General features: G+C 41.1%; 21 protein-coding genes and 2 tRNA genes. 14 read left to right on the top strand and 9 right to left on the bottom strand.

What is annotated here, in order from left to right:
• Positions 1-174: 174 nt before the first annotated feature.
• Complete coding sequence (locus AAH582_RS19540; protein WP_231585191.1) at positions 175-2,853, top strand: TonB-dependent receptor; 2,679 nt, start codon at positions 175-177, stop codon at positions 2,851-2,853.
• Positions 2,850-3,821 (top strand): NAD(P)H-quinone oxidoreductase, encoded by a 972-nt coding sequence (locus tag AAH582_RS19535; protein ID WP_343319831.1) that lies wholly within the window; start codon positions 2,850-2,852, stop codon positions 3,819-3,821. The genes AAH582_RS19540 and AAH582_RS19535 overlap by 4 nt, the downstream gene beginning before the upstream one ends.
• On the opposite strand, the gene AAH582_RS19530 is transcribed toward AAH582_RS19535, so the two are convergent.
• The gene (locus AAH582_RS19530; protein WP_343319829.1) at positions 3,810-4,673 is read right to left on the bottom strand and encodes an AraC family transcriptional regulator; all 864 of its coding nucleotides are present in this window, start codon (positions 4,671-4,673) and stop codon (positions 3,810-3,812) included. The two genes, AAH582_RS19535 and AAH582_RS19530, sit on opposite strands and share 12 nt — an antisense overlap.
• A gap of 144 nt (positions 4,674-4,817) precedes the next feature.
• On the opposite strand from AAH582_RS19530, the gene fucP reads away from it, so the two are divergent.
• The 8 genes from fucP to AAH582_RS19490 all read left to right on the top strand — a co-directional run bounded on the left by fucP (position 4,818) and on the right by AAH582_RS19490 (position 12,943).
• Positions 4,818-6,083, top strand: coding sequence for an L-fucose:H+ symporter permease (gene fucP, locus AAH582_RS19525; RefSeq protein WP_343319827.1), 1,266 nt, complete (start codon positions 4,818-4,820; stop codon positions 6,081-6,083).
• A 10-nt stretch (positions 6,084-6,093) separates the two neighbouring features.
• On the top strand, positions 6,094-6,426 hold the full coding sequence (locus tag AAH582_RS19520) for an L-rhamnose mutarotase (protein ID WP_343319825.1): 333 nt from the start codon (positions 6,094-6,096) through the stop codon (positions 6,424-6,426).
• A 2-nt stretch (positions 6,427-6,428) separates the two neighbouring features.
• Entirely contained in the window at positions 6,429-8,087 is a 1,659-nt protein-coding gene (locus AAH582_RS19515) for a UxaA family hydrolase (RefSeq protein ID WP_046672142.1), read from the top strand.
• A gap of 49 nt (positions 8,088-8,136) precedes the next feature.
• Positions 8,137-9,450 carry an alpha-L-fucosidase gene (locus AAH582_RS19510; RefSeq protein ID WP_343319823.1) on the top strand — a complete coding sequence of 438 codons (1,314 nt, stop codon included), beginning with the start codon at positions 8,137-8,139 and terminating at the stop codon, positions 9,448-9,450.
• Positions 9,451-9,452: 2 nt separating this feature from the next.
• On the top strand, positions 9,453-10,217 hold the full coding sequence (locus AAH582_RS19505) for an SDR family NAD(P)-dependent oxidoreductase (RefSeq protein ID WP_046672143.1): 765 nt from the start codon (positions 9,453-9,455) through the stop codon (positions 10,215-10,217).
• A gap of 41 nt (positions 10,218-10,258) precedes the next feature.
• Positions 10,259-11,116, top strand: a complete 858-nt coding sequence (locus AAH582_RS19500; protein WP_046672144.1) for a fumarylacetoacetate hydrolase family protein — start codon at positions 10,259-10,261, stop codon at positions 11,114-11,116.
• 25 nt (positions 11,117-11,141) lie between these two features.
• Positions 11,142-11,969 carry an amidohydrolase family protein gene (locus tag AAH582_RS19495; protein WP_343319819.1) on the top strand — a complete coding sequence of 276 codons (828 nt, stop codon included), beginning with the start codon at positions 11,142-11,144 and terminating at the stop codon, positions 11,967-11,969.
• A gap of 182 nt (positions 11,970-12,151) precedes the next feature.
• The gene (locus AAH582_RS19490; protein ID WP_120336224.1) at positions 12,152-12,943 is read left to right on the top strand and encodes an SDR family oxidoreductase; all 792 of its coding nucleotides are present in this window, start codon (positions 12,152-12,154) and stop codon (positions 12,941-12,943) included.
• A gap of 241 nt (positions 12,944-13,184) precedes the next feature.
• Here the strand turns inward: AAH582_RS19490 and AAH582_RS19485 are convergent.
• Together AAH582_RS19485 and AAH582_RS19480 are read right to left on the bottom strand one after the other, a co-directional pair.
• Positions 13,185-13,257: transfer RNA gene (locus AAH582_RS19485), tRNA-Phe, on the bottom strand.
• Between the two features lie 42 nt (positions 13,258-13,299).
• Positions 13,300-13,372, bottom strand: a tRNA-Phe gene (locus AAH582_RS19480).
• A 188-nt stretch (positions 13,373-13,560) separates the two neighbouring features.
• On the opposite strand from AAH582_RS19480, the gene mnmA reads away from it, so the two are divergent.
• The 3 genes from mnmA to AAH582_RS19465 all read left to right on the top strand — a co-directional run bounded on the left by mnmA (position 13,561) and on the right by AAH582_RS19465 (position 16,490).
• Positions 13,561-14,652 (top strand): tRNA 2-thiouridine(34) synthase MnmA, encoded by a 1,092-nt coding sequence (gene mnmA / locus AAH582_RS19475; protein WP_046672147.1) that lies wholly within the window; start codon positions 13,561-13,563, stop codon positions 14,650-14,652.
• 184 nt (positions 14,653-14,836) lie between these two features.
• Positions 14,837-15,901, top strand: a complete 1,065-nt coding sequence (locus AAH582_RS19470; RefSeq protein ID WP_343319811.1) for a PA0069 family radical SAM protein — start codon at positions 14,837-14,839, stop codon at positions 15,899-15,901.
• A 46-nt stretch (positions 15,902-15,947) separates the two neighbouring features.
• Positions 15,948-16,490: a GNAT family N-acetyltransferase gene (locus AAH582_RS19465; RefSeq protein WP_343319809.1), complete on the top strand. Its 543-nt coding sequence runs from the start codon at positions 15,948-15,950 to the stop codon at positions 16,488-16,490.
• A 70-nt stretch (positions 16,491-16,560) separates the two neighbouring features.
• On the opposite strand, the gene AAH582_RS19460 is transcribed toward AAH582_RS19465, so the two are convergent.
• The 4 genes from AAH582_RS19460 to AAH582_RS19450 all read right to left on the bottom strand — a co-directional run bounded on the left by AAH582_RS19460 (position 16,561) and on the right by AAH582_RS19450 (position 20,876).
• Positions 16,561-17,979 carry an amino acid permease gene (locus AAH582_RS19460; RefSeq protein WP_046672150.1) on the bottom strand — a complete coding sequence of 473 codons (1,419 nt, stop codon included), beginning with the start codon at positions 17,977-17,979 and terminating at the stop codon, positions 16,561-16,563.
• A 387-nt stretch (positions 17,980-18,366) separates the two neighbouring features.
• Entirely contained in the window at positions 18,367-18,492 is a 126-nt protein-coding gene (locus AAH582_RS24895) for a hypothetical protein (protein WP_376779944.1), read from the bottom strand.
• Positions 18,493-18,534: 42 nt separating this feature from the next.
• Positions 18,535-20,637, bottom strand: a complete 2,103-nt coding sequence (gene feoB / locus AAH582_RS19455) for a ferrous iron transport protein B (protein ID WP_343319806.1) — start codon at positions 20,635-20,637, stop codon at positions 18,535-18,537.
• Positions 20,637-20,876 (bottom strand): FeoA family protein, encoded by a 240-nt coding sequence (locus tag AAH582_RS19450; RefSeq protein WP_046672175.1) that lies wholly within the window; start codon positions 20,874-20,876, stop codon positions 20,637-20,639. Before AAH582_RS19450 ends, feoB begins: the two co-directional genes overlap by 1 nt.
• 128 nt (positions 20,877-21,004) lie before the next feature.
• On the opposite strand from AAH582_RS19450, the gene AAH582_RS19445 reads away from it, so the two are divergent.
• A complete protein-coding gene (locus AAH582_RS19445) occupies positions 21,005-21,454 on the top strand; it encodes a MarR family winged helix-turn-helix transcriptional regulator (RefSeq protein WP_046672152.1) in 450 nt (149 codons plus the stop codon).
• A gap of 5 nt (positions 21,455-21,459) precedes the next feature.
• Here AAH582_RS19445 and AAH582_RS19440 read toward each other — a convergent pair whose 3' ends face one another.
• Together AAH582_RS19440 and AAH582_RS19435 are read right to left on the bottom strand one after the other, a co-directional pair.
• Positions 21,460-22,269 (bottom strand): ZIP family metal transporter, encoded by an 810-nt coding sequence (locus AAH582_RS19440; RefSeq protein WP_046672153.1) that lies wholly within the window; start codon positions 22,267-22,269, stop codon positions 21,460-21,462.
• Positions 22,269-22,850 (bottom strand): phosphatase PAP2 family protein, encoded by a 582-nt coding sequence (locus AAH582_RS19435; RefSeq protein ID WP_343319799.1) that lies wholly within the window; start codon positions 22,848-22,850, stop codon positions 22,269-22,271. Before AAH582_RS19435 ends, AAH582_RS19440 begins: the two co-directional genes overlap by 1 nt.
• Positions 22,851-22,966: the final 116 nt, after the last annotated feature.

Below are 22,966 nucleotides of genomic sequence, written 5' to 3'. Positions count from 1 at the left end.
TTTTTTTATATACAAAATCACAACTTTTTACGTTAATAGCTTAAGAATTCTTATATTGAATTGTATTATTGCAAAGTCTATTGGATGGAACTAAAGGACGGGAATATTATCCGGTTAGTACTTTTTTTAGCTATAACGAACTTGTTTTTTTTACCCAAAACCACTTTAGGGCAGGTGTCAAAAAAAGAGGTTTATGGCATTGTTGTCGATACAGCTGGAAGGCCCCTAAATGGTGTAAGTGTTCACCTGACGAGTTCCCGCGATACCTTGTTCTCATCAACTTCCGCAACAGGTTATTTTCATTTTAATCGTGTACTGGGCAATGATATTCGTATTAGCTGTAGCCAGCTGGGCCTTAGTATCTTGGAACGTAGTTATCCGTTGTACAATAGCACGACAGCTAAATTGGATGTTGGAAAATTGACCATGTTTCCCCATGTATCCCTTTTAAAAGAAGTTGTTGTACTAAAATATAAACCTATTGTCTATAAGCAGGATACTGTTCAATTTAATCTGGATGCTTTTCAATTTGATCGCCGTGCACTCTTAGAAGAGGCTCTTAAGGCACTACCCAATATTCAGGTCTCGCGGGATGGTTCTGTCTACGCCTTCGGTAAGCCCATATCCTCTGTTAAGGTGGATGGTAAAAAATTCTTTGGTGGCGATGTGCTCACCGCCACACGCAATCTTCCTGCAGATTTTGTGAAAAGCGTTCAAGTTATTGATTTTTATGGTGACGAGGCGACGGCAAAAGGAATTAAAAGTGCTGAATCCGAAAAAGTTCTGAATATTGTACTCAAAGATGATAAGAAGAAAATAACGTTTGGTCAAGCTACACTTGGCGGTGGTTCGGTAGATCGTTATTTGGGAAGTGCTGGACTGAATCGTTTCAATGACGGTAAAGAGTACTCTGTTATCGCGTCGGTCAATAATACCAATACCAACCTTTTTTCTTTCGGTTCGCCCAATGGCGGGGAGCGGGAGCGGGAAATGGGTGAGCTAGCGGATTTTGCGGACCCGACAGACGGCGTCAATAAAATCGGCTCTGTAGGTGGTAGTTTCTCTAGTCCGCTTTCTAAAACGGTAACAGCAAGCGGAAAATATAGCTTTACGCAACGTAATAATTATATCCAGGGAAATTCCTTATTACAATCGATATATGGGTATGGCAAAGCCGCGAATAATCTGATTAGTAATTTTGAAGATTACAAAATAAAATCAATCGATCGTATCCATAAAATGGACTGGGATTTTGATATGAAGCTGTCGCCCAAAGATCAGCTTAAAATATCGCCCAAACTATCTTGGACCAATTCGACCAGCAATACGTTAAAAGATAGAAGGATCCAAAATAATCGGTTAAGTAGTACGGGGAACTACGGCGCGGCCAATAGTACAGAAAGCCCTGCTGCGGCTTTAGATCTTTTTTACGTGCGAAGTTTTACTAAACCGGGGCGGAAAGTACTTTATACTTTGCATACGGATTTTAATTCCTTGGATAAAGATGAGGAAGTGCGCGATTTTAATAGAGCGATCGACAGCAGCTCGAACGTGCCAAAAATAACGGAAACTTACCTGAATCAAATGGTCCGTTCCAGCAATGAGAATAAAAATATCCAAAGTCGCTTGTCGTTGGTGGAGCCCGTTGATTTAGGTGGTACCTTGGAGATCAATTACGATTTCGATTATACCAAAATTGATGCCCGTCGCTCTACTTTTGACAATAACAATAATTTTAACAACGGGCCCATACTGGTGGATTCACTTAGTTTGAAGTACGACTATTCTTTCGCAAGCAATAAAGTCGGCATGATTTACCGCCAAGACTTAAGCGAAAAAGTAAAGGTAAACTTCGGTTTTGCAGTTCAGCCGTCCGAATTAACGGGAAGTTCAACAGATAAACTGATAAAAACCTCCTATTCAAATGTTAATCTCGTGCCCTCTGCTGGATTGAAATGGAAGTTTACCAAAGAAGAGGATCTTTCTATGGACTATTATGGACGTAATAACCAACCTAGTTTCTATCAGATACAGCCGGTGGTGGACAATACCAACACACAGAATATTGTGGTCGGAAATAAGGATTTGAAATCTGAATTTGCACATAGTATTGTTTCAAAGTATCGCAAATCCATCACGCGAAGGGGACAATATCTGGAAGCCAGTCTGGCTTTTAACTTAGTAAATGATAAGATTGTAGCCAACCGGACAATTGAACCTAATTCAACGATACAGAAAACGACTTATCGCAATACAGAAGGGTACTATGATATTAAGAGCTATTATTTGTTTACAGCTTCTTTATTGTCGGATAATTTGCAGATGAGCTTAAATGGCAATGCAGATTATTACAACAATATTTCGTACGTCAATGATAAAAAGAGCTTTGGTGGACACTTTTTGTTTACACAAGCCCTTCAATTCCGCTATACCTGGAGTGATATTTTTGAAGCGGAATTAAATGGCAACTATTCGTTGAACAGGGCCACATTTGACTGGCCTGTACAAGATAATATCACGGCGCATTCCGGAATCGTTGGTTTGGGATCTAAAGCTTATTTGGGCAAACATTTTACCATGGGACTTGAACTTTCTCAAAAATTTAATGCGGGTTATTCGAGCTCATGGAACAATATTAATCCAACGATAATCAACGCCTATATGGAATATACTTTTGGAAGGAATAACTTGGGTATGTTAAGATTTCAGGGATTCGATCTAATGAATCAGAATACTGGAATTTCACGTGCCGTGGTGGGAAATGATATTTTAGACGTTCGAAACAATCGTTTGGCTCGTTATTTTATGCTTTCGCTCAATATAAGATTACAGAAATATCCCAAAAAATCATGATGAAAGCTGTCATTATTACTGAACCGGGTGGACCGGAAGTTTTGAAAGTCCGCGATGTGGAAATGCCTCAGATCGGTGAACTGGAAGTTTTGGTCGAAGTAAAGGCTGCAGGTGTAAATAGACCTGATGTTTTTCAGCGTAAAGGGAACTATCCGGCACCTGCCGGGGTGGATGCGCGGATACCTGGATTAGAAATAGCAGGGGTTATTGTCGCAAAGGGAGCCGGGGTCGCTGACTGGAACATTGGTGATCGTGTATGTGCACTCGTAGCGGGTGGAGGTTATGCAAACTATACTAAGGTCTATCAGGGACATTGTTTACCTATTCCCGATCATTTAGATTTTGCGGAAGCAGCCTCGCTGCCTGAGACCGTTTTTACAGTATGGGACAATGTCTTTCGAAGAGGGAATTTGCAGGCCGGCGATCATTTTTTGGTACACGGTGGTGCTGGTGGGATTGGCAGTACGGCAATTCAATTAGCGGCCTTGTTCGGTGCAGCAGTATATACGACAGTCAGCTCATCTGAAAAGGCTAGCTTTTGTAAATCATTGGGAGCAACCAAAACAATAAATTATAAAACGGAGGATTTTCTGGAGGCGCTGAAGCCTTTGGGGGTTGATGTTATTTTAGACAGTATTGGTGGTTCATATTTTGAGAAAAATATCAACCTATTGAACCCCGATGGTCGTTTAGTATATATTAATGCGATGGAAAGCGCAATAGTCGAGTTAAACTTGCTCAAATTAATGCAGAAACGGATTGTTTTAACGGGAAGTACATTACGGGCGAGAGATCGTGAATTTAAACAAGTGTTACGGGATGATATCTGGTCTCAGGTATGGCCGAAACTTAGCGCTGGCGATTTCAAACCGACCTTATACCGGGTACTTCCTTTTGCGGAGGCTGCTGAAGCCCATCGATTGATGGAAGATTCAAGCTTATTGGGTAAAATCGTCTTAAGTTTTTGATCGCTGAAAGCTGAGCGGCGTGGTGCCGGTTACATTTTTGAAGTATTTATGGAAGCTTGAAAAGTTTTGAAAACCTGATTCAAAGCAGATCTGCTTCACCGTCTGTTTGTTTTCTATTAATAAATTGCAAGCGGTTTTCACGCGCATTTCGATCAGAAATTGAAAGAGCGTTTTTCCGATCTGTGATTTGAAATAACGGCAGAAGGAATTTGGGGTCATTCCCGTGAGAGAGGCAAGTTCTTGCAGGCGTATCTGGTCGCGATAATTTTCACCGATATATTGCATGGCAATCTGCATACGGTTGGCATCCTGATCTTGCAGCTGGATGGTAAAAGTGGGGCTCGTTAACAGATCATGTTGTTCTTCGGCCGAAATATACTGTAATATTTCTAATAAATGAATAATACGTGCGGTACCTGTTGCTGCCAAGATAGCGTCAATCAATTGCGCAGTTTTTAGTCGGCTGCACTCCAATAATGAAATGCCTCTTTTGGAGACGCGAATAAGGTCTTTGATGGATTTATTTTCAGGTAAATTAATAAAATCATTTCCCCAAAAGTTCTCTTTAAAATGAAGCACACGAATATCTGCGCTTTCTGCTTCTTCCTCTTGAAGATAAATTTCGTCAAATAACCAATAATGAGGTAGGTTTGAACCAACAAGGGTGATATCGCCCGATTCAAAGCGCCGTACACTATCGCCAATAAATTGGGTGCCTGAGCCTTTGGCGAAATAAATTAATTCCAGTTCTTCGTGGTAATGCCAAAGATTATGGTACTGAGGTGTATTGTCTCTACGCGCGTTGAACGAATGCTCAAGATTGCTATTTAAATGAAGCAGCTGTGCTTTCATAATTATGAAATATATGCAGTAAAGTTACATAATTCAGTTTAGCTATGGTAATATAGCTTAATAATTTGATAATATACTTGAATATTGTCTAGCATTTTTAAGCTTATTTTACATCAAATAACTACTTATAACCATTTGAAAAATATGACGAATAAAAAGAGTTACGCATTTGCCTTGATTTTGGTGACATCCTTGTTCTTTTTTTGGGGATTTATTCATAACCTAGATCCAATCTTAATTCCGCATTTGAGGAATGCATTTAGCTTATCCCATTTCCAGGCTTCCTTAGTCGATTCGGCTGTATTTATTGCATACTTTGTGATGGCGATTCCTGCGGGAATTATCATGAAAAGATATGGCTATAAAGCTGGTATCCTGATTGGATTGATCTTTTTTGCCATTGGCTGTTTTCTTTTTGTACCGGCGGCCAATACGATAAGTTATGTTTTCTTTTTGGGGGCATTGTTCGTTGTAGCTTGTGGTCTTACCATTCTGGAAACCGCTGCAAATCCGTATGTAGCGATTTTGGGTGATCCCGCTTCTTCGGCGCAACGGCTTAATTTTGCGCAGTCCTTTAATGGACTAGCAGCCTTTGTTGCTCCGATTTTTGGTGGAAAATTTATTTTATCACATGAACCCAAATCACAGGAGGAACTTGCGCAAATGGCTGAACAGGCAAAGATGGCGTATATTCAGTCGGAAACAGCTGCTGTGAAATTGCCTTATGTAGTATTGGGAATATTGATTTTATTGATCGCTGCCTTGTTTTTCTTTACCAAATTACCTGATATCAAAGATGCCGAGGAAGAGAGTAGAGCTGGTTTCTTTCACGCATTACGTCATAAAAATGTGCGTTGGGCCGTGGTAGCTCAGTTTTTCTATGTTGGAGCGCAAGTCTGTATTTTAAGCTTCCTGGTATTGTATGCAACAGAAGCTGCCGGCATATCGGGTAAGGATGGTGCCGATTATGCTGGGTTTGCGGGATTGGCTTTTATGTTGGGCCGGTTTATCGGTACGTTTTTTATGCGTTTTGTATCGGCATCTAAACTCCTGATCATCTATTCCGCTATAGCAATCGTTCTATCGCTATTTGTTATCTTCGGATCAGGTATTCAGACCTTGTATGCGTTGATCGGTATTGCATTCTTTATGTCTATTATGTTTCCGACAATATTCGCGTTTGGTGTACAAGGTATCGGTGCCGATACCAAATCTGCTTCCAGCTTGATCGTCATGTCTATTGTTGGTGGTGCTTTGTTACCTCCAATTTTGGGCTTTATCTCGGATAAAACAGGACATTTCCAGTATGGCTATTTTGTGCCATTGGTTTGTTTTATTGTTGTCTTGTTGTTTGCTTTCCAAAATAGAAATGTCAGTATTGCGGAAACCGAAAATCTTAAATCACATTAATTAGTTAGTAATGAAAAGATATGTCATGGCTTTAGATCTTGTGGACGATCCACAATTGATCAAGGAATATGAGGATTACCACCGTGAGGTGTGGCCGGAAATAAAACGTTCGATTCTGGATGCAGGTATTCTGCAGATGGAGATCTATCGTTTTGAAAATAGATTGTTTATGAACATGGAGGTGAGTGAAGACTTTTCATTTGAGAAAAAATCGGCTATGGATGCTGCCAATGAAAAAGTACAGGAATGGGAACAGCTGATGTGGAAATACCAGGCGGCCATTCCGGGGGCAAAGCCAGGTGAGAAATGGGTAATGATGACCAAAATATTTGAATTAGTATAATTATGGCTATACAGCGCTATTTACAGATCCATCCAATGGATAATGTCCTTGTTGCATTACAGGACTTGGCTGCGGGAACAACGATTGTTTTTGAAGGTAAGGAATTTACGTTAAAGCAGGCTGTTGCTGCCAAACATAAATTTACCATCCAGCCAATGGAACAAGATGCCGAAATACTGATGTACGGTGTTCTGGTTGGGAAATTGAACACACCCTTAACGGAAGGGGAACTCATTACCACTGAAAACTTGCGCCATGCGTCTGAAGATTTTAAAATGGGCAATCGCAAGACAGCCTGGACAAAACCTGATGTTTCTGCATTTAAAGATAAAACGTTCAATGGATTCCACCGTTCAAATGGGACTGTTGGAACGGCCAATTACTGGTTGGTTATTCCACTGGTTTTTTGCGAAAATAGAAATGTATTGACCCTGAAGGCTGCTTTTGAAGAAAAGTTGGGCTATAAAGTAAAAGCCAATAATTACGTGTCTGAGGTAGAAGATCTCATTAGCTTATATAAGTCTGGTGCTGATGTAAATGCGATTCTTAATCAGGATCTACTTGCTAATTCGACTTCCAGTGAGCAGGAACGCCTGTTCAAAAATGTCGATGGAATCAAGTTTTTAAACCATGAAATGGGCTGCGGCGGAACCCGCATGGATTCGGATGCCTTATGTGGCCTTTTGGCTGGTTATATCACCCATCCGAATGTGGCGGGGGCAACGGTATTGAGTTTAGGATGTCAGCATGCGCAGGCTTCCATTCTGAAGGCTGAAATTGAAAAGCGGAACCCGGGTTTTGATCGCCCGCTGTATATTTTCGAACAGCAGAAAGAAGGAACTGAAAAGGAGCTTATGCAAAAGGCTATTAAGGCAACTTTTGCGGGAATGATGCAAGCGGATAAAAATGAGCGCAAACCAGCTACATTGGACAAATTGTGTATAGGTCTGGAATGTGGTGGCTCGGACGGATTTTCGGGCATCTCGGCCAATCCGGCGCTCGGTTTTGTTTCAGATATTTTAGTGACTTTAGGCGGATCGGTGATTCTAGCGGAGTTTCCTGAATTATGTGGTGTGGAACAGGAGTTGAGTGACCGTTGTATCGATGAGCCAACGGCGGAGCGTTTTATGTCGCTGATGCGTACTTACAACGCAAAAGCTGAAGCTGATGGTTCGGGATTCTATATGAATCCTTCTCCAGGCAATATTCGTGATGGCTTAATTACTGACGCGATCAAATCTGCTGGGGCTGCCAAAAAAGGAGGAACCTCACCTGTTGCGGCAGTGATTGATTATCCTGAATTAGCGAATGGTCCTGGATTGAATCTATTGTGTACTCCTGGTAACGATGTGGAAAGTACAACTGCAGAAGTGGCAGCAGGTGCCAATATCGTCTTGTTTACGACGGGCTTGGGTACACCTACAGGTAATCCGATTACACCGGTTGTGAAACTTTCCACAAATACCAAGACTTTTGAGAAAATGCCTGATATCCTGGATTTGAACTGTGGTACCATTATCGAAGGTACAGAGACTATTGAGGAAGCCGCACACCGTATTTTGGATTATGTAATAGAAGTTGCTTCTGGTGAAGTGAAACCGAAGGCGGTGTTGTTGGGGCAAGACGATTTCATACCATGGCGTAGAGGTGTTTCTTTGTAGTTGGGTATAACGAGTTTATTGAATATCCATGACAACTAATCATTTACATATGAAACTTAAACATGTAATCTGTGGTTTAGCCTTGCTGATGGGATCAGTATCCGCGAGCTATAGCCAGCAACATTATCAACCAAGTCCCGAAAATCTGAAAAATAGGGAATGGTTTGAACAATCTCGGTTTGGTGTTTTTATCCATTGGGGGGTATATAGTGTGCTGGGGGATGGTGAATGGGTCATGAACAACCAGAATATCAGTTTGGATGAATATGCATTGCTGCCTAAATTTTTCAATCCAATTTCCTTTAATGCGAAAGAATGGGCGAAGTTATTTAAACAGGCAGGGGCAAAGTATATCACCTTTACGACCAGACATCATGATGGATTTTCGATGTGGAACAGCCAGGTTTCGGACTATAATGTGGTGAAGAAATCTCCCTTCAAACGCGATATTGTGAAAGAGTTGGTGGAAGCTTGCCATGCCGAAGGGATAAAAGTGATGTTCTACTATTCGCTTTTAGACTGGCACCGGGATGATTATCTACCTGTTGGTAAAACGGGTGGTGGCATTGCGGGGCGCGATTCAACAAAAGGGGATTGGAATCATTATGTCCAGTTTATGAAAAGCCAATTAACGGAGCTGTTGAGCAACTACGGTGAGATCGATGGGATCTGGTTTGATGGTCATTGGGACAAGCCCAATGAAGATTGGCATTTCAAAGAAATCTATGAATTGATTCATACGTTACAGCCACAATGCTTGGTAGGTAATAACCACCATCTGGCGCCATTTGAAGGTGAAGATTTTCAGATGTTCGAACGTGATTTACCCGGGGAGAATACTACTGGGTTCGGCACGAAAGCGCATGATGTTGGGAAACTACCGAAGGAAGTATGTGGAACAATTGCAGGATCGTGGGGATTTGAGCTGAAAGATCGGACACGAAAATCCTTTCAGGAAGTGCTGAAATACCTGGTCAAGGCAGCTGGTCATGGTTCCAATTTATTGCTCAATGTAGGTCCGATGCCAAACGGTGAGATTCAGGACTATCAACAGGAGCGCTTGAAAGAACTTGGAAAATGGCTATCGGTGTATGGTGAAACAATCTATGGAACAGCGGGTGGGGCGGTGTCACCAACAGACGATTATGCGTTGACAAAAAAAGGAAACCAAGTGTATCTACATGTGTTTAAAACGGATAAAAAGGAATTGTTGATTAATAACCTTCCTTATCAGGTGAAAAAAGTAAGCACATTTATCGGAAAGAAAGAGATTAAGTTTAGTTATAAGAACAATAGTCTACGCTTGGATTTGCCAACATCGACAGATGAAGCAGATTTGGTATTGACATTAACAATTAAATAACAATGGGAAAATTAGAACAAAAAGTAGCTGTAATTACCGGTGGTGGTAGTGGGATAGGCCGTGCGATCAGTCTGCAATTTGCTGCAGAAGGAGCAAAAGTTCATATTCTGGATTTGAATGAAGATGGCGGTAAGGCTGTAGTTGATGAGATCTTGGCTTTGGGTGGTCAGGCTGCATTTAATCGTTGTAATGTCACTGATCAACAAGAAATTACTGCTATAGCACAAAATATCGGAAAAATTGATATTTTAGTAAATAATGCTGGTATCGCTCATGTTGGTAATTTGGAAAATTGTCAATCAGAAGATTTTGAGCGTGTTTTTAATGTGAATGTTAAGGGAGCTTATAATGCATTGCATGCTATTGTGCCGATGATGAAGGCGCAGGGTTCGGGAGCAATCCTTAATCTAGCATCCATAGCTGCATGGGTTGGTATCACGGATCGTTTTGCGTATTCGATGAGCAAGGGGGCTATTTACGCGATGTCAATGTCTGTAGCACGGGATTACATGGCCTACGGTATTCGTTGCAATAGCATTTCGCCTGCACGTGTACATACGCCATTTGTCGATGGATTTATTGCGAAGAATTATCCTGGAAAAGAGGAAGAAATGTTTGAAAAACTATCAGCAAGCCAACCAATAGGCCGCATGGCGCAACCGGAGGAAATTGCCAAATTAGCACTTTTCCTGTGTAGTGACGATGCTGGATTTATTACTGGAAATGACTACCCTATTGATGGTGGTTTTATTAAATTGAATAATTAAAAAGCTAAAAATAAAATATCTATTATCTCAATACTATAAAAATGAAATTAATACGTTTTGGAGCTCAAGGCAAGGAGAAAATCGGTGTTCAGATCGATGGTGTAAATTACGATGTAAGCGCATTTGGTGGTGATTACAATGAACAATTCTTTGCAGAGAATGGTGTAGCCCGTTTAGAAGAATTTGTGAAGGCAAATGAAGGTAAGTTGATTGAAGTTCCTCAAGGCGAACGTATCGGAGCACCTTTTGCCCGCCCATCCAAAATTGTTTGTATTGGATTGAACTATTTAGACCATGCCAAGGAAACAAATGCACCAATTCCTGCTGAACCGATCATCTTTATGAAATCGACCACTTCGTTGGTAGGTCCATACGATAATGTGATGATTCCGAAAGATTCTGTAAAAACAGATTGGGAGGTGGAATTCTGTATCGTGATCGGTAAAAAAGCTTCTTATGTAGAAGAGCATGAGGCCTTAGATTATGTAGTTGGTTATGTGTTGCATAATGATGTTTCCGAACGTGAGTATCAGCTGGAACGTGGCGGTACTTGGGATAAAGGAAAAGGATGTGATACTTTTGCGCCCATGGGACCTTTCATGGCGACAAAAGAGGAAATCAAAGATATCAACAATGTACGTCTATGGTTAAAGGTAAACGGAAAGACGTACCAAGATGGTAATACCAAGGATTTAATCTTTTCGGTGGCGCATGTGGTATCCTATGTGTCTAAATTTATGACTTTGTTGCCAGGAGACGTGATATCAACAGGTACTCCGGCAGGGGTAGGCTTAGGATTTAACCCACCGATTTATTTGAAGCCTGGCGATGTGATCGAGTTAGGAGCTGATGGTCTTGGAGAGTCCCGTCAGACTATGGTAGCGTATTCAAAAAATTAATTGCTCATCAGGTTTTCTTTTCATTATGCGTATAGATACCCATCAGCATTTCTGGAAATTCGATCCAATTAGAGATAGTTGGATTACCGAAGAAATGCAAGTCATCAGACGTGATTTCACCCCTTTGGATATTCAATTTGTGCTTGAACGAAATGGATTTGGAGGGAGTGTTGCTGTTCAGGCGGATCAATCCAACGAAGAGACTGCTTATTTGGTTCAGCTGGCTAGCGATTATCCTTTTATTAAAGGCGTAGTGGGCTGGATTGATCTTCAAGCAGCGGATATTCGACAACAGTTGGATGGCTATCAATCAGCTACGGTCATCAAAGGATTTCGTCATATTGTTGAAGGAGAAGCTGACCCTGATTTTCTCATTCGCCCTGCGGTATTAAACGGGCTGAAGGCCTTAGCAGATTATGGTTATACGTATGATCTGCTCATCCGTCCACGACATTATGCGGCAACGTTGGATTGTGTGCAGCAAAATCCAAATCTTCAATTTGTATTGGATCATATTGCCAAACCGCCGATCAAGTCGAAAGCATTTGATGAGTGGGCGGCGTTTATCGATGCGCTATCTGCCTTTCCGAATGTCGTATGTAAAGTTTCGGGACTTGCAACAGAGGCCGATTGGGAAGGATGGAAACTTGATGATTTTAAGCAATATCTGGAGCATATCTTTGCACGTTTTGGAAAGGAGCGAATTATGTACGGGTCAGATTGGCCGGTATGTCTATTGGCGGCATCCTACGAAGAAAGCATTGCCATCGTTGAAGATAAATTAGGTCAATTTACAGCTGCAGAGAAGAACGCATTTTGGGCAGAAAACGCTATACGCGTATATAATCTATAAAAGGAAAAACTTCAGCATGTTATGAAAGGGAAAAATAACATGCTGGAGTTTTTTTATTGGCCATGAAGCTGGATAAATGGGCTTAATGACGTCAATATAAATTAATCAATAACCAGAGAACGAATTCATTGTTGCGAAATGTTAAGCACAATCAATGAAACAAACCATTCAATAAAAGTATTATGGATCTTCATTTAAGAGATAAAGTTGTTATTGTTACCGGCGGAGCAAAAGGAATCGGGCGGGCTGTAGTCCACGCGTTGGCTAAAGAACAGGCTATTCCTGTCATTGTTGGCCGTAAACAAGCCGATAATGAAAAAGTCAAGGAAGAAATAAAGCAATTTGGTGTGGATGCACTCTGTATTGAAGCAGAGTTGTCTAAGCCCGAAGATTGTGAAAGAGCCGTTCAAAAAACATTGGAAGTGTATGGGCGGATCGATGGTCTGGTGAATAATGCCGGACAAAATGATGGTGTTGGATTGGCATCGGGCAACTATGAAAAATTTGTTGCTTCGCTGCATAAGAATCTAATTCACTACTATCTGATGGCACATCACGCTTTGGATGCGTTGAAAGCATCTAAGGGCAGTATCGTGAATATTTCGTCCAAAACTGGTGAAACAGGGCAGGGCAATACCTCGGCTTATGCGGCATCCAATGGTGGACGTAATGCACTTACGCGCGAGTGGGCCGTAGAATTGTTGCCTTACTCGATTCGTGTAAATGCCATTATTGTGGCAGAATGTGCAACTCCCCAATACGACACCTGGATTCAAACCTTATCAAATCCGGAAGAGACATTGAAAAAAATTACGGACCGCATTCCATTGGAGCATCGCATGACCACAGCAGAGGAAATCGCCGATACAACAGTCTTTTTGCTGTCTAACAAATCAAGTCATACAACTGGCCAATTGATTCATGTGGACGGTGGCTATGTGCATCTTGATCGGTCGATTATCGCTGAATCGTAGCGGAAAAGCGATTGGGTTTTGGAAATTAAACTTGGGTGTTTTTTTTAATGACAACGCCGGTTCATTTCCAAAATCCATGATCTTTTTTTGATAATATCCCTCAATCAATGAAAATAACACCCATTGAACTCAGGCAGTAGGGGTATAATGAATTTTCTATACGGCGGAGATGTGGGGGATGTTATATAAAATACAGTTAGCTAAAGCAAAAAAAGCTTGTTCAATGAACAAGCTTTTTTTGTGGTGCCACCTGGGTTCGAACCAGGGACACAAGGATTTTCAGTCCTTTGCTCTACCAGCTGAGCTATGGCACCAGTTGACCTTTTATTTAAATCTGTGATCATCAGATTGAAGCGTGGTGCCACCTGGGTTCGAACCAGGGACACAAGGATTTTCAGTCCTTTGCTCTACCAGCTGAGCTATGGCACCGCTTTTTTGCTATGGGTTTGTTCCCCTATTGCGATGCAAATATAGTCCGATAATTTGAATTCTAAAACTTTTATGCAGATTATTTTCGTACTTTTTTCGAACGTGTTGATTTTGATCGAGATAAAATTACAAGAAACTAACATATAGGAAAAGGAATAAGCTGTATCTTTGCATTTCAATAATTAGAGATGAGTAAAAGAGGAAGAGTTTTAGTTGCAATGAGTGGAGGGGTAGATAGCTCCGTTGCTTCTGTCATGCTCCACGAACAAGGATATGAAGTTATCGGTATCACGATGAAGACATGGGATTATGCATCCGCAGGTGGCTCGTCGAAAGAAACCGGATGTTGTAGCCTTGATAGTATCAATGACGCTCGTACATTAGCCGTAAACTATGGTTTCCCTCATTATATATTAGATATACGTGATGAGTTTGGAGATTTTGTGATTGACAATTTTGTAGAAGAATATATTGCTGGGCGCACGCCTAACCCATGCGTGTTGTGTAATACCCACATTAAGTGGGAGGCTTTGATGAAACGCGCTGACAAATTGGATTGTGAGTTTATCGCTACCGGGCACTATGCTAATATTCGTATGCACGACAATGGTCGCTATGTGATATCAAAAGGTAAGGATGAAAACAAAGATCAATCGTACGTTTTATGGGGCGTGTCACAAGAAAATCTTGCCCGGACACAGTTTCCGTTGGGATCTTTCACGAAAAAGGAGATTCGTCAGATGGCTTTGGATATGGGACAGAAGGAATTGGCCAATAAGTCGGAGAGTTATGAAATCTGTTTCGTTCCTGACAACGACTACCGTGCGTTTTTGAGACATAAGGTGCCAACGTTGGATCAACAAATTGGTCCCGGTAACTTTATTCTTTCCGATGGTACTGTCGTCGGTAAACATATTGGTTACCCTTATTTCACCATCGGTCAGCGTAAAGGATTAGGTATTGCCTTGGGGAAACCGATGTTTGTGATTGAGATCCTTCCGGAAAGTAATACGGTCGTATTGGGTGAAGAACATGAACTTGAAAAGTCACATGCTTACGTTCGTAATGTGAACTTTGTGAAATATGCCGGTCTTGATCAACCGATGGAAGCAATTTCAAAGGTACGTTATAAAGACTCTGGTGCTTTGTCGACCATATCCCAAGAAGGCGATAAAGTCCGTATTGACTTTGTGCACAATGTAAAAGGTATTGCCCCTGGACAATCGGCCGTGTTCTATGAAGGAAATGATCTACTCGGTGGTGGTTTCTTAATGAAATAAATAGAAGCTGGCTGATTTCTAGCTAGGAATTTTAATCCCTATACTGTTGATGCAGTATAGGGATTTTTATTTGGTTTAAAATACGCTTTATTGGGATTTCAAACTAGAAGATATTTGCTCTCCCCTTTGTGAAAATTGAGAAATCTTAATTTGTTTTTACTAATAATTTTAGTAATTTTAACTTATGAATTCATCGGAATATTTCAAGGGCAGAGGGGCACAGATCAATCCCAATAACAAATTTTTTTCTAACCAATACGTGCAGGAACATGTGGAAGGGCTGGATGAGGAATTTTTGGGGACCGAGAAAACACAATTTATTCCGACACATCCGAAATCCATTATATCCAAATCAAATAGCCCGGATTTACGTTTTGAAAGATCCATTAATCCCTACCAGGGCTGTGAGCATGGGTGTATTTACTGTTACGCGCGCAATTCGCATGAATACTGGGGCTTTAGTGCTGGGTTGGATTTCGAGCGTAAGATCTTAGTCAAACACAATGCGGCTCAGCTTCTCGAACAGGAGTTTAGAAAATCGAGCTACCAACCCGATTTGATTATGCTTTCAGGCAATACAGACTGTTATCAACCGATTGAACGGAAGCTGGGTATCACACGCTCGCTATTAGAATTGATGGTCAAATACCAGCATCCGGTCTCCATCATCAGCAAAAATGTACTCATGCGGCGGGATTTTGATCTTTTGCGCGAGCTCGCGGCGCACAATCTGGTTTCCGTTGCCGTAACCATCAATTCGCTGCGTGAGGAAGTACGTCAGAAAATGGAACCTCGGACTGCTACAGCATCTGCCCGGTTGAAACTGATCGAGGGGTTGGCTGGGATAGGTGTTCCCGTTATGCTGATGATAGCGCCCATCGTTCCGGGTATCAACAGTGATGAGATTTCAGATCTGATTCGTTCGGGAGCAGATGCGGGAGCAATTACGGCCTCATATACCATCGTTCGGCTCAATGGACAGATCGGTGGTATCTTTAAAGATTGGCTCTATCAGAACTATCCTGATCGTGCTGAAAAGGTATTACATTGGATCGAAGCCTGTCATGGTGGAAAAATTAACGATACCGATTTTGGACGGAGGATAAAGGGGGATGGCCATATGGCCGAGAGTTTACAGCATTTATTTAAGCTTTCTGTCAAGAAATATATGAATAATGGGACGCTTCCATCCTTAAGAAGGGATCTTTTCCGCTTACCCGATGCGGGAACGCAGTTGGGCTTATTTTAGTTGTCAAATGGTAGCATTAAATTAAGCCATTTGTGTAATTTTAAACATGGAAATTAGAACAGAACGGCTCAAGCTTAGATCCGTAGAGAAAATAGATTTAGAAAAGATCCATTCCCTATTAATGTATCCTGAATCTGCATTATTTAATCCGAGTGGATTTCCGGATGGAATAGCCCATACAGAGCAAATGGTGGAAGCTTGGTCGGCGCAATTCAATGAATTGGATGCCAGAAAGGATTATACCTTTTATATAGAAACCCTTGAAGGGAAAGAGTTTATTGGTCTAATTAATATCAGTGTTGTCAAGCTGCGCTATCGAAATGCAGAAGTATGGTTTAAGCTTGTTCCGACAATGTGGAATAAGGGCTATGCAACAGAGGCATTGAACCGAATCTTGACATTTGGTTTCAAGGAACTTAATTTTCATAGAATTGAGGGCGGTTGTGCTGTTGGAAATATCGCTTCCGCTAAAGTAATGGAGAAAGTCGGCATGGTCAAAGAGGCTCGCAGACGGAAAATTTTGCCGTTAAAAGATGGTTGGAGCGACAATTATGAATTTGCTATTCTCGAGGAGGAATACCTGCATTAAATTTTAGTAAAAAAGCCTGATTCATGCAATGAATCAGGCTTTTTTATGGACAAGATCAAGGTTCTGTGAACTAAGATTTCTTTCTTTTGATCAATACATAACTCACATAGAGTAATATAAGCCAAGCAGGGATCAATTCTACCGGAAGTTTCATCCCTGTTATCCACATGATGCCAAGTACAGCGATCAAAAAGATCAGACAGATATAGTTACTTAGGGGATATAGAAAGGATGGAAACTTTGTCCGTAAGTGGGCATCGAGTTTATTTTTTCTGAAATACAAGTGTGTAATGGATATCATCACCCAGTTGATAATCAGTGAAGAAACCACCAGCGACATCAGGATCTCTAAGGCATTTTTAGGTGCTACATAGTTGATAAATACACAGATCGCCGCGAATAGTGCCGAGACTAAAATTGCGTTAATAGGCGCATGATTCTTGTTTAGTTTTGATAAAAAACGGGGTGCATTTCCCTGTTCTGCCAGTCCATATAACATTCTGCTATTGCTGTACACGCTGCTATTATAAACAGATAATGCAGCGGTAAGGACAATAAGATTTAGCGCATTTGCAATAATTTTTGTGAAATAAAAGGTCTTTCCAAAGATCGTAAATTCAAACCCATTGAGTTTGTCAAACACCAGCACAAAGGGACTTGTATCGGCGGTGATATTTGTCCACGGTGTCAAAGAGAAAAGAATAATCAATGCACCTACGTAAAAGATTAAGATCCGATAGATAACCTGGTTGGTCGCTTTGGGGATGTTCTTTTCGGGATGCTCGGCTTCGGCAGCAGTGATGCCCACCAACTCTAGACCACCGAAAGAAAACATGATCAATGCTATGGCGGAAAGAAGGCCTTCAAAACTTCCATCCGCTGTTTGGCTGAACCAACCTTTTGGGAAGAAACCACCATGTGAAGTCAGGTTGCTGAGACTTGCCTGCTCACCTCCAGTACCGCTTACCAATAAGTATGCACCAAAAACAATCATGGCAATGATTGCAACAACCTTGATAATGGAAAACCAAAATTCCGTCTCGCCATAAATTTTTACTGAGGCAAGATTAAGGGCGTTGATTGCAAAGAAGAAAAATAAACTTGATGCCCATAAAGGTATTTCGGGCCACCAAAATTGTACATAAACGCCTATCGCTGTGAGTTCGGCCATGCTGACTAAGATATACAGGACCCAATAGTTCCAGCCCGAAGCATAACCCGCAAAAGAACCCCAGTATTTATTGGCGAAGTAGCTAAAACTTCCTGAAACAGGTTCCTCAACAACCATCTCACCCAACTGGCGCATAATAAAAAAAGCAATAATTCCGGCGAAAGCATAGCCGAGGATAACGGCCGGCCCAGCCAATGTGGCAGCCTTCCCGATACCTAGAAATAAGCCCGTTCCGATTGCACCACCCAGGGCAATTAATTGAATATGTCTGTTTTGAAGTCCTCTTTTTAACTCCTCCTTATTGTTCTGTTTCTCCATGTGTATGGTTAATACGGTTACTAGTCTGTTTTAATTTGGTCCTCAGATACGGAAAAACCCATGAGGCTATTTGCTCCCGTCAAGGATCGTTTGAGCAAAATCAATGACGCCAGAAGAATTACCTGTTTATCGTAAAGCTTCCCAGCGAACGATTTGCCCTAAGCGCATAAAGTTAATAAAACACTTAGGTATTTCGTGCACATTCTGTTGCGGTTTTAATGCATTTCGGTGTTTTTTTTAACAATGGTGCGGGTCCATGTCTGACTCAGCAATAGAAAGCGCCGTAGTTTGGAAGTACGGCGCTTTATGAATTAGTAGCTAGTGTGATTTTTGGCCACTCTAACTAATAACGAAATCTTATTTGTAAATGCTACTCAAAAAGATAAATTAATTTGCTTTTTGCGTTTTTTCTACGCCGCAGTCGCATCCGCAGCCTTTCGAGCAGCTCGACTTGCCCTTTAGTGATTTTCGGACATTTTTAACGACATACCATACAGCCGCCAAAACGAGCATTCCTACGATGAGATATTGTACTGTTAAATTATCCATAGCTTTTTATTTTAAAAGTTGATAAGCAATTAAGGCACTGAAATAGGCCAAGCCTGTCATAAAACCAAGCTGTATCAAAGTCCATTTCCATGAGCCTGTTTCTCTTTTTACTGCCGCAATTGTACTCATACATTGCATCGCAAAAGCATAGAACAGTAATAAGGATACACCAGAAGCTAAATTGTAAGCCGGTAAACCGGTATTCCTGTTAATCTCGCTTTTCATTTTGCCCAATACCGTTGTTTTAGATGCTTCGTCTTCGATATCCACTTCGTCACCAAGGCTATATACAGTGGCCATTGTGCCTACAAAAACTTCACGGGCAGCAAACGAAGAAATAAGACCTATGCCCATCTTCCAGTCGTAGCCCAAGGGTTCAACAACAGGTTCAATAGCCATGCCAAGATAGCCAAGGAAAGAGTGTTCCAGGCGATAAGATGAAACTTCATGCTCCAAATCGCCATCGGACAGGTTGGGGTTATTTTTTGTTACATATTCTTCTGCCCGGCTAAATTTATCGTTCGGACCAAAACTACCCAATGCCCATAGGATAACGGAAATGGCCAAAATGATTTTACCTGCACCAAAGACAAAGCTTGACGCTTTTTCCCATACATTTAAGGCTACATTTTTCCAATCAGGCGTTTTGTAAGTGGGCAGTTCGAAGATTAAAAATGACTTATGTTTTGATTTGATGACTTTGGTCAGTACAATCGCGGATAGCAAGGCTGCAATTATTCCAAGTAGGTACATCACAAACAATACAATACCTTGTATTTGAAAGCCTCCTAATTTCGTGTCCGGTATCACCAGTCCGATCAGAACGATATAAATAGGGAGACGTGCTGAGCAGGTCATGAAAGGTGTTACCAGAATAGTGACCAGTCTTTCTTTGCTATTTTCGATATTACGTGCAGACATGACTGCAGGTACAGCGCAGGCTACTCCCGAAATCAATGGAATCACTGATTTTCCATTCAGACCAAAAGGACGAAGCCAGCGGTCCATCAAGAAAACTACGCGGCTCATATAGCCCGTTTCCTCCATGATCGAGATAAAGATGTATAAAATAACGATCTGCGGAATGAAAATTACAATTCCACCAATGCCTTTGATAATACCATTGCTGAGTAAGTCGGTCAATGGCCCTGCTGGCAATGCAGTTTGTGTATAAGCCGCGAGATCACCAAATAGGCCGTCGATGAAATCCATGGCTGGTCCGGACCAGGTGTAAATTGCCTGGAAGATTAAAAAGAGGATTCCAAAAAAGATGACATAGCCAAAGACGGGGTGAAGCAAGATGCTATCAATCGAATTGGTTTTGTTTTTATTAAAGGATTCATCCTTTGCATAGATTTCAGCAAGGCTGCTATCCAGGGATTTACTACGCAAAATGGCTTCGTCTTTTTGTAGTCTCTCGGCGCGTAGTTGATGTTTTTCACGGATTTGTTGAATCGCCTGATTTTTTTCTTTCGATAAAAAGGATACCTCGCCTTTGGCCAGGTATTGCCAGGTATGGTATTCCGTATCTAATGGAAAAAGACGTTTGGTTTCTTCTAATGCGGCATCAGCTTCCTTGGGTAGGCTGAATTTGCTAATATACATGGGCGGAACAGCATCAAAGTTTTTGATGAGCTGATCGACACCTTGTCCCGTACGTGCATTGGTTTCGTATACTTTTGTATTTAATAGCTGCTCAAGCTTTTGAACATCTATTGAAATTCCTTTTTCTTTGGCTTCATCGATCATATTGATGACAAAGATGGCCGGCAGACCGAGTTCCCGAGCTTGCTGATAAAGAATAATGGACCGCTTTAGGTTCGTAGGTTCAGCGACGACAACGACAAGATTTGGTCTAAAACTACTTTCTTTATTGACTAAAGTGTTGAAAACAACTTCTTCATCCAATGAACTTGGGAACAGGGTATATGTTCCCGGTAAATCAATAATACGATAAACTTTGTTATTGGCTTTTACTTGCCCCTCACGTTTTTCGACCGTAATACCGGGATAGTTTCCTACTTTCTGATTTAATTTTGTAATCCGGTTAAATAGAGATGTTTTACCCACATTTGGATTACCCAAAAGTGCAATAATCGGGTTATTCATTATTTCTGATCAATAAGGATGACTTTAGCTTCTGATTTGCGGATAGCAATTAAGGCGTTATTAGCACTAATATTTAGACAAATGGGGCCGTCCAAAGGCGCGATATGCTTCACTTCTACCTCAGTACCGGGTATAAACCCCAATTCGAAAAATTTAGCTGGAATTTCGTGCGAATCAAAATCTATAATTACCGCTTTTTCCCCTTTTTTTAGCTTATCTAAGCTAGTTCTATTACGCATCTGCCTGTTTTTTTGAATTCTCCAAATATACAGAATTTCTACCATTTAGAATGATTCTAATGTCATAGTTATGTATTTAGTAAAAAACAGCTATCTTTACTATTCAGAACGATTAATTATCAACCAGAATGAAGATTGAGGACGAAATCAAAGTAAGTAAATTCAGCAATGAATGGCATCGTTGTACGGTAAATATTCTATATACGTACAATTGGATTAACAATGAGCTTGAACAGCGAGCTGCCAAAGAAGGGATCACTTTGAAACAGTTTAATGTCTTGCGCATATTGAGGGGCCAATATCCTAAGCCTGCAACAAACAATCTGATTAAATCAAGAATGTTGAGTACTACCCCGGATATCTCGCGTATGATTGATCGCATGGTTTCCAAAGAATTGGTTTCACGTTGTCAATCGGGGGGGGATAAAAGAGCTGTGGATTTGGTTATCACCGAGAAGGGCTTGGAGATTCTTAAAAATCTAGATGACGAAATGCTGATGAAGGATCTTTTACCCAATCGAATTAGCGAAGAAGAGGCAATGACGTTAAGTGCGCTGTTGGATAAACTTCGCGGCTAAAGAAATTAATGCGCATGGTCATGATGTTCATGATCATGCGGTTGTTGGTGTTGATCGTGCCCATGGTCATGTTCTCCGACAAATAAGAAACTTCCCAGTGCAATAGCAACACCTGCTATCACAGCAATCATTTTCTTTTTATTGAATTTATGATGGTCAATGGAGCCCGATTCAAAAAGTATCGTCGTCGATATGTGCAAGAAGATACCAATAACGACGGCCATGATTTTATCAAAATATTGCTGGATATTCCCTACTTCACCTGCACTGATGGCTTTGCTTAGTAAAAAGCCAAAAGGGGTCATTGCCGCAAATAAAGCCAGTGTAATGAGGATGGTATTTTTCTTTAAATGTGTGCTTATTAGAATACTTCCCAACGCAAATGCCGCCGGAATGTGGTGGATGGATATACCTAATGCAAGTTCAGTCTGATGTGTTGCTGCAAGTGGCATTCCTTCAAGGAAAGCATGGAGACATAGACTGAACATAATACCGATGGGAAAACGATGGCTGTGATGGCCGTGATCATTGTCGGTATGGATATGGCCATGCTCGATCCCTTGGGAGAACTGCTCCAGGAAAAGTTGAAAAAGAAAACCGGCAAGGACGTAGATACCTAATACTTCAGGGGAAGTATTGTTGGATTGATAGACATGCGGAATCAGGTGAAGTACAGTAATAGAGAATAAATACGCTCCACTGAAAGAAAGGATGAGTTTAAGGAAACTGGTTCCTTTCTTTTGTACAAAAAATACAGCAATTCCACTTGCAAATGCAGGTATGAATAAAATTAAAATCAATAAAATTGAATTCATTATACGTGTTCAGTTTTAAAAAAGCTAGGCACAAAACGTTTGAATAAGTAGCCTGTTGCCAATCCAACCAGGATACCTAAGGCTGCACCACACAGGACATCAAACGGGTAATGGACACCAACATAAATTTGAGAGACTGAAATTAGGGTTGCCCAGGTAATACAAAGCCAAAGCGCATGTTTCCATCGTCTCCGGAAAAGTACAATCCAGAAAAAAGCCAGGGAAAAATGATTGGCCGCATGAGAGGAGGTGAAGCTGAAGCCCGAGCCACATCGCACACGGATGTTGACATTTTCTTTAAACTCCACGTCGTTACACGGTCTGATCCTTTTTACAGTCTTTTTGATCAAATGAGAGGATATACCATCGGAAATTCCGAAGGTAACCAAGGTCATGGCAACAATTAGGATCCCTGTTTTTCCATAGGTCTTAATGAAAAATATGATCAGAAATAAATACAAAGGTGCCCATGTGTATGGATTGCGTAATATCGGCAATAACCAATCAAACACGGGGTTACTCAAGCCTTGATTAATGGCTAGAAAAATCTCTTGATCGATGTGTACTAATTGTTGAATCATAAATGTTGCTGATGACAATGAAATTCCCAAACTTTAAAAACTCACTTTTCAAAAGTAAAAATAATTTCATTGCAAACGGTTGTTTCTTTTAAAAACAACTTTGTTGCAACAAATAT

The organism is Sphingobacterium multivorum, assembly GCF_039511225.1.
Taxonomy (GTDB): Bacteria; Bacteroidota; Bacteroidia; order Sphingobacteriales; family Sphingobacteriaceae; genus Sphingobacterium.
This window is presented reverse-complemented; position numbering and strand designations above follow the sequence as displayed.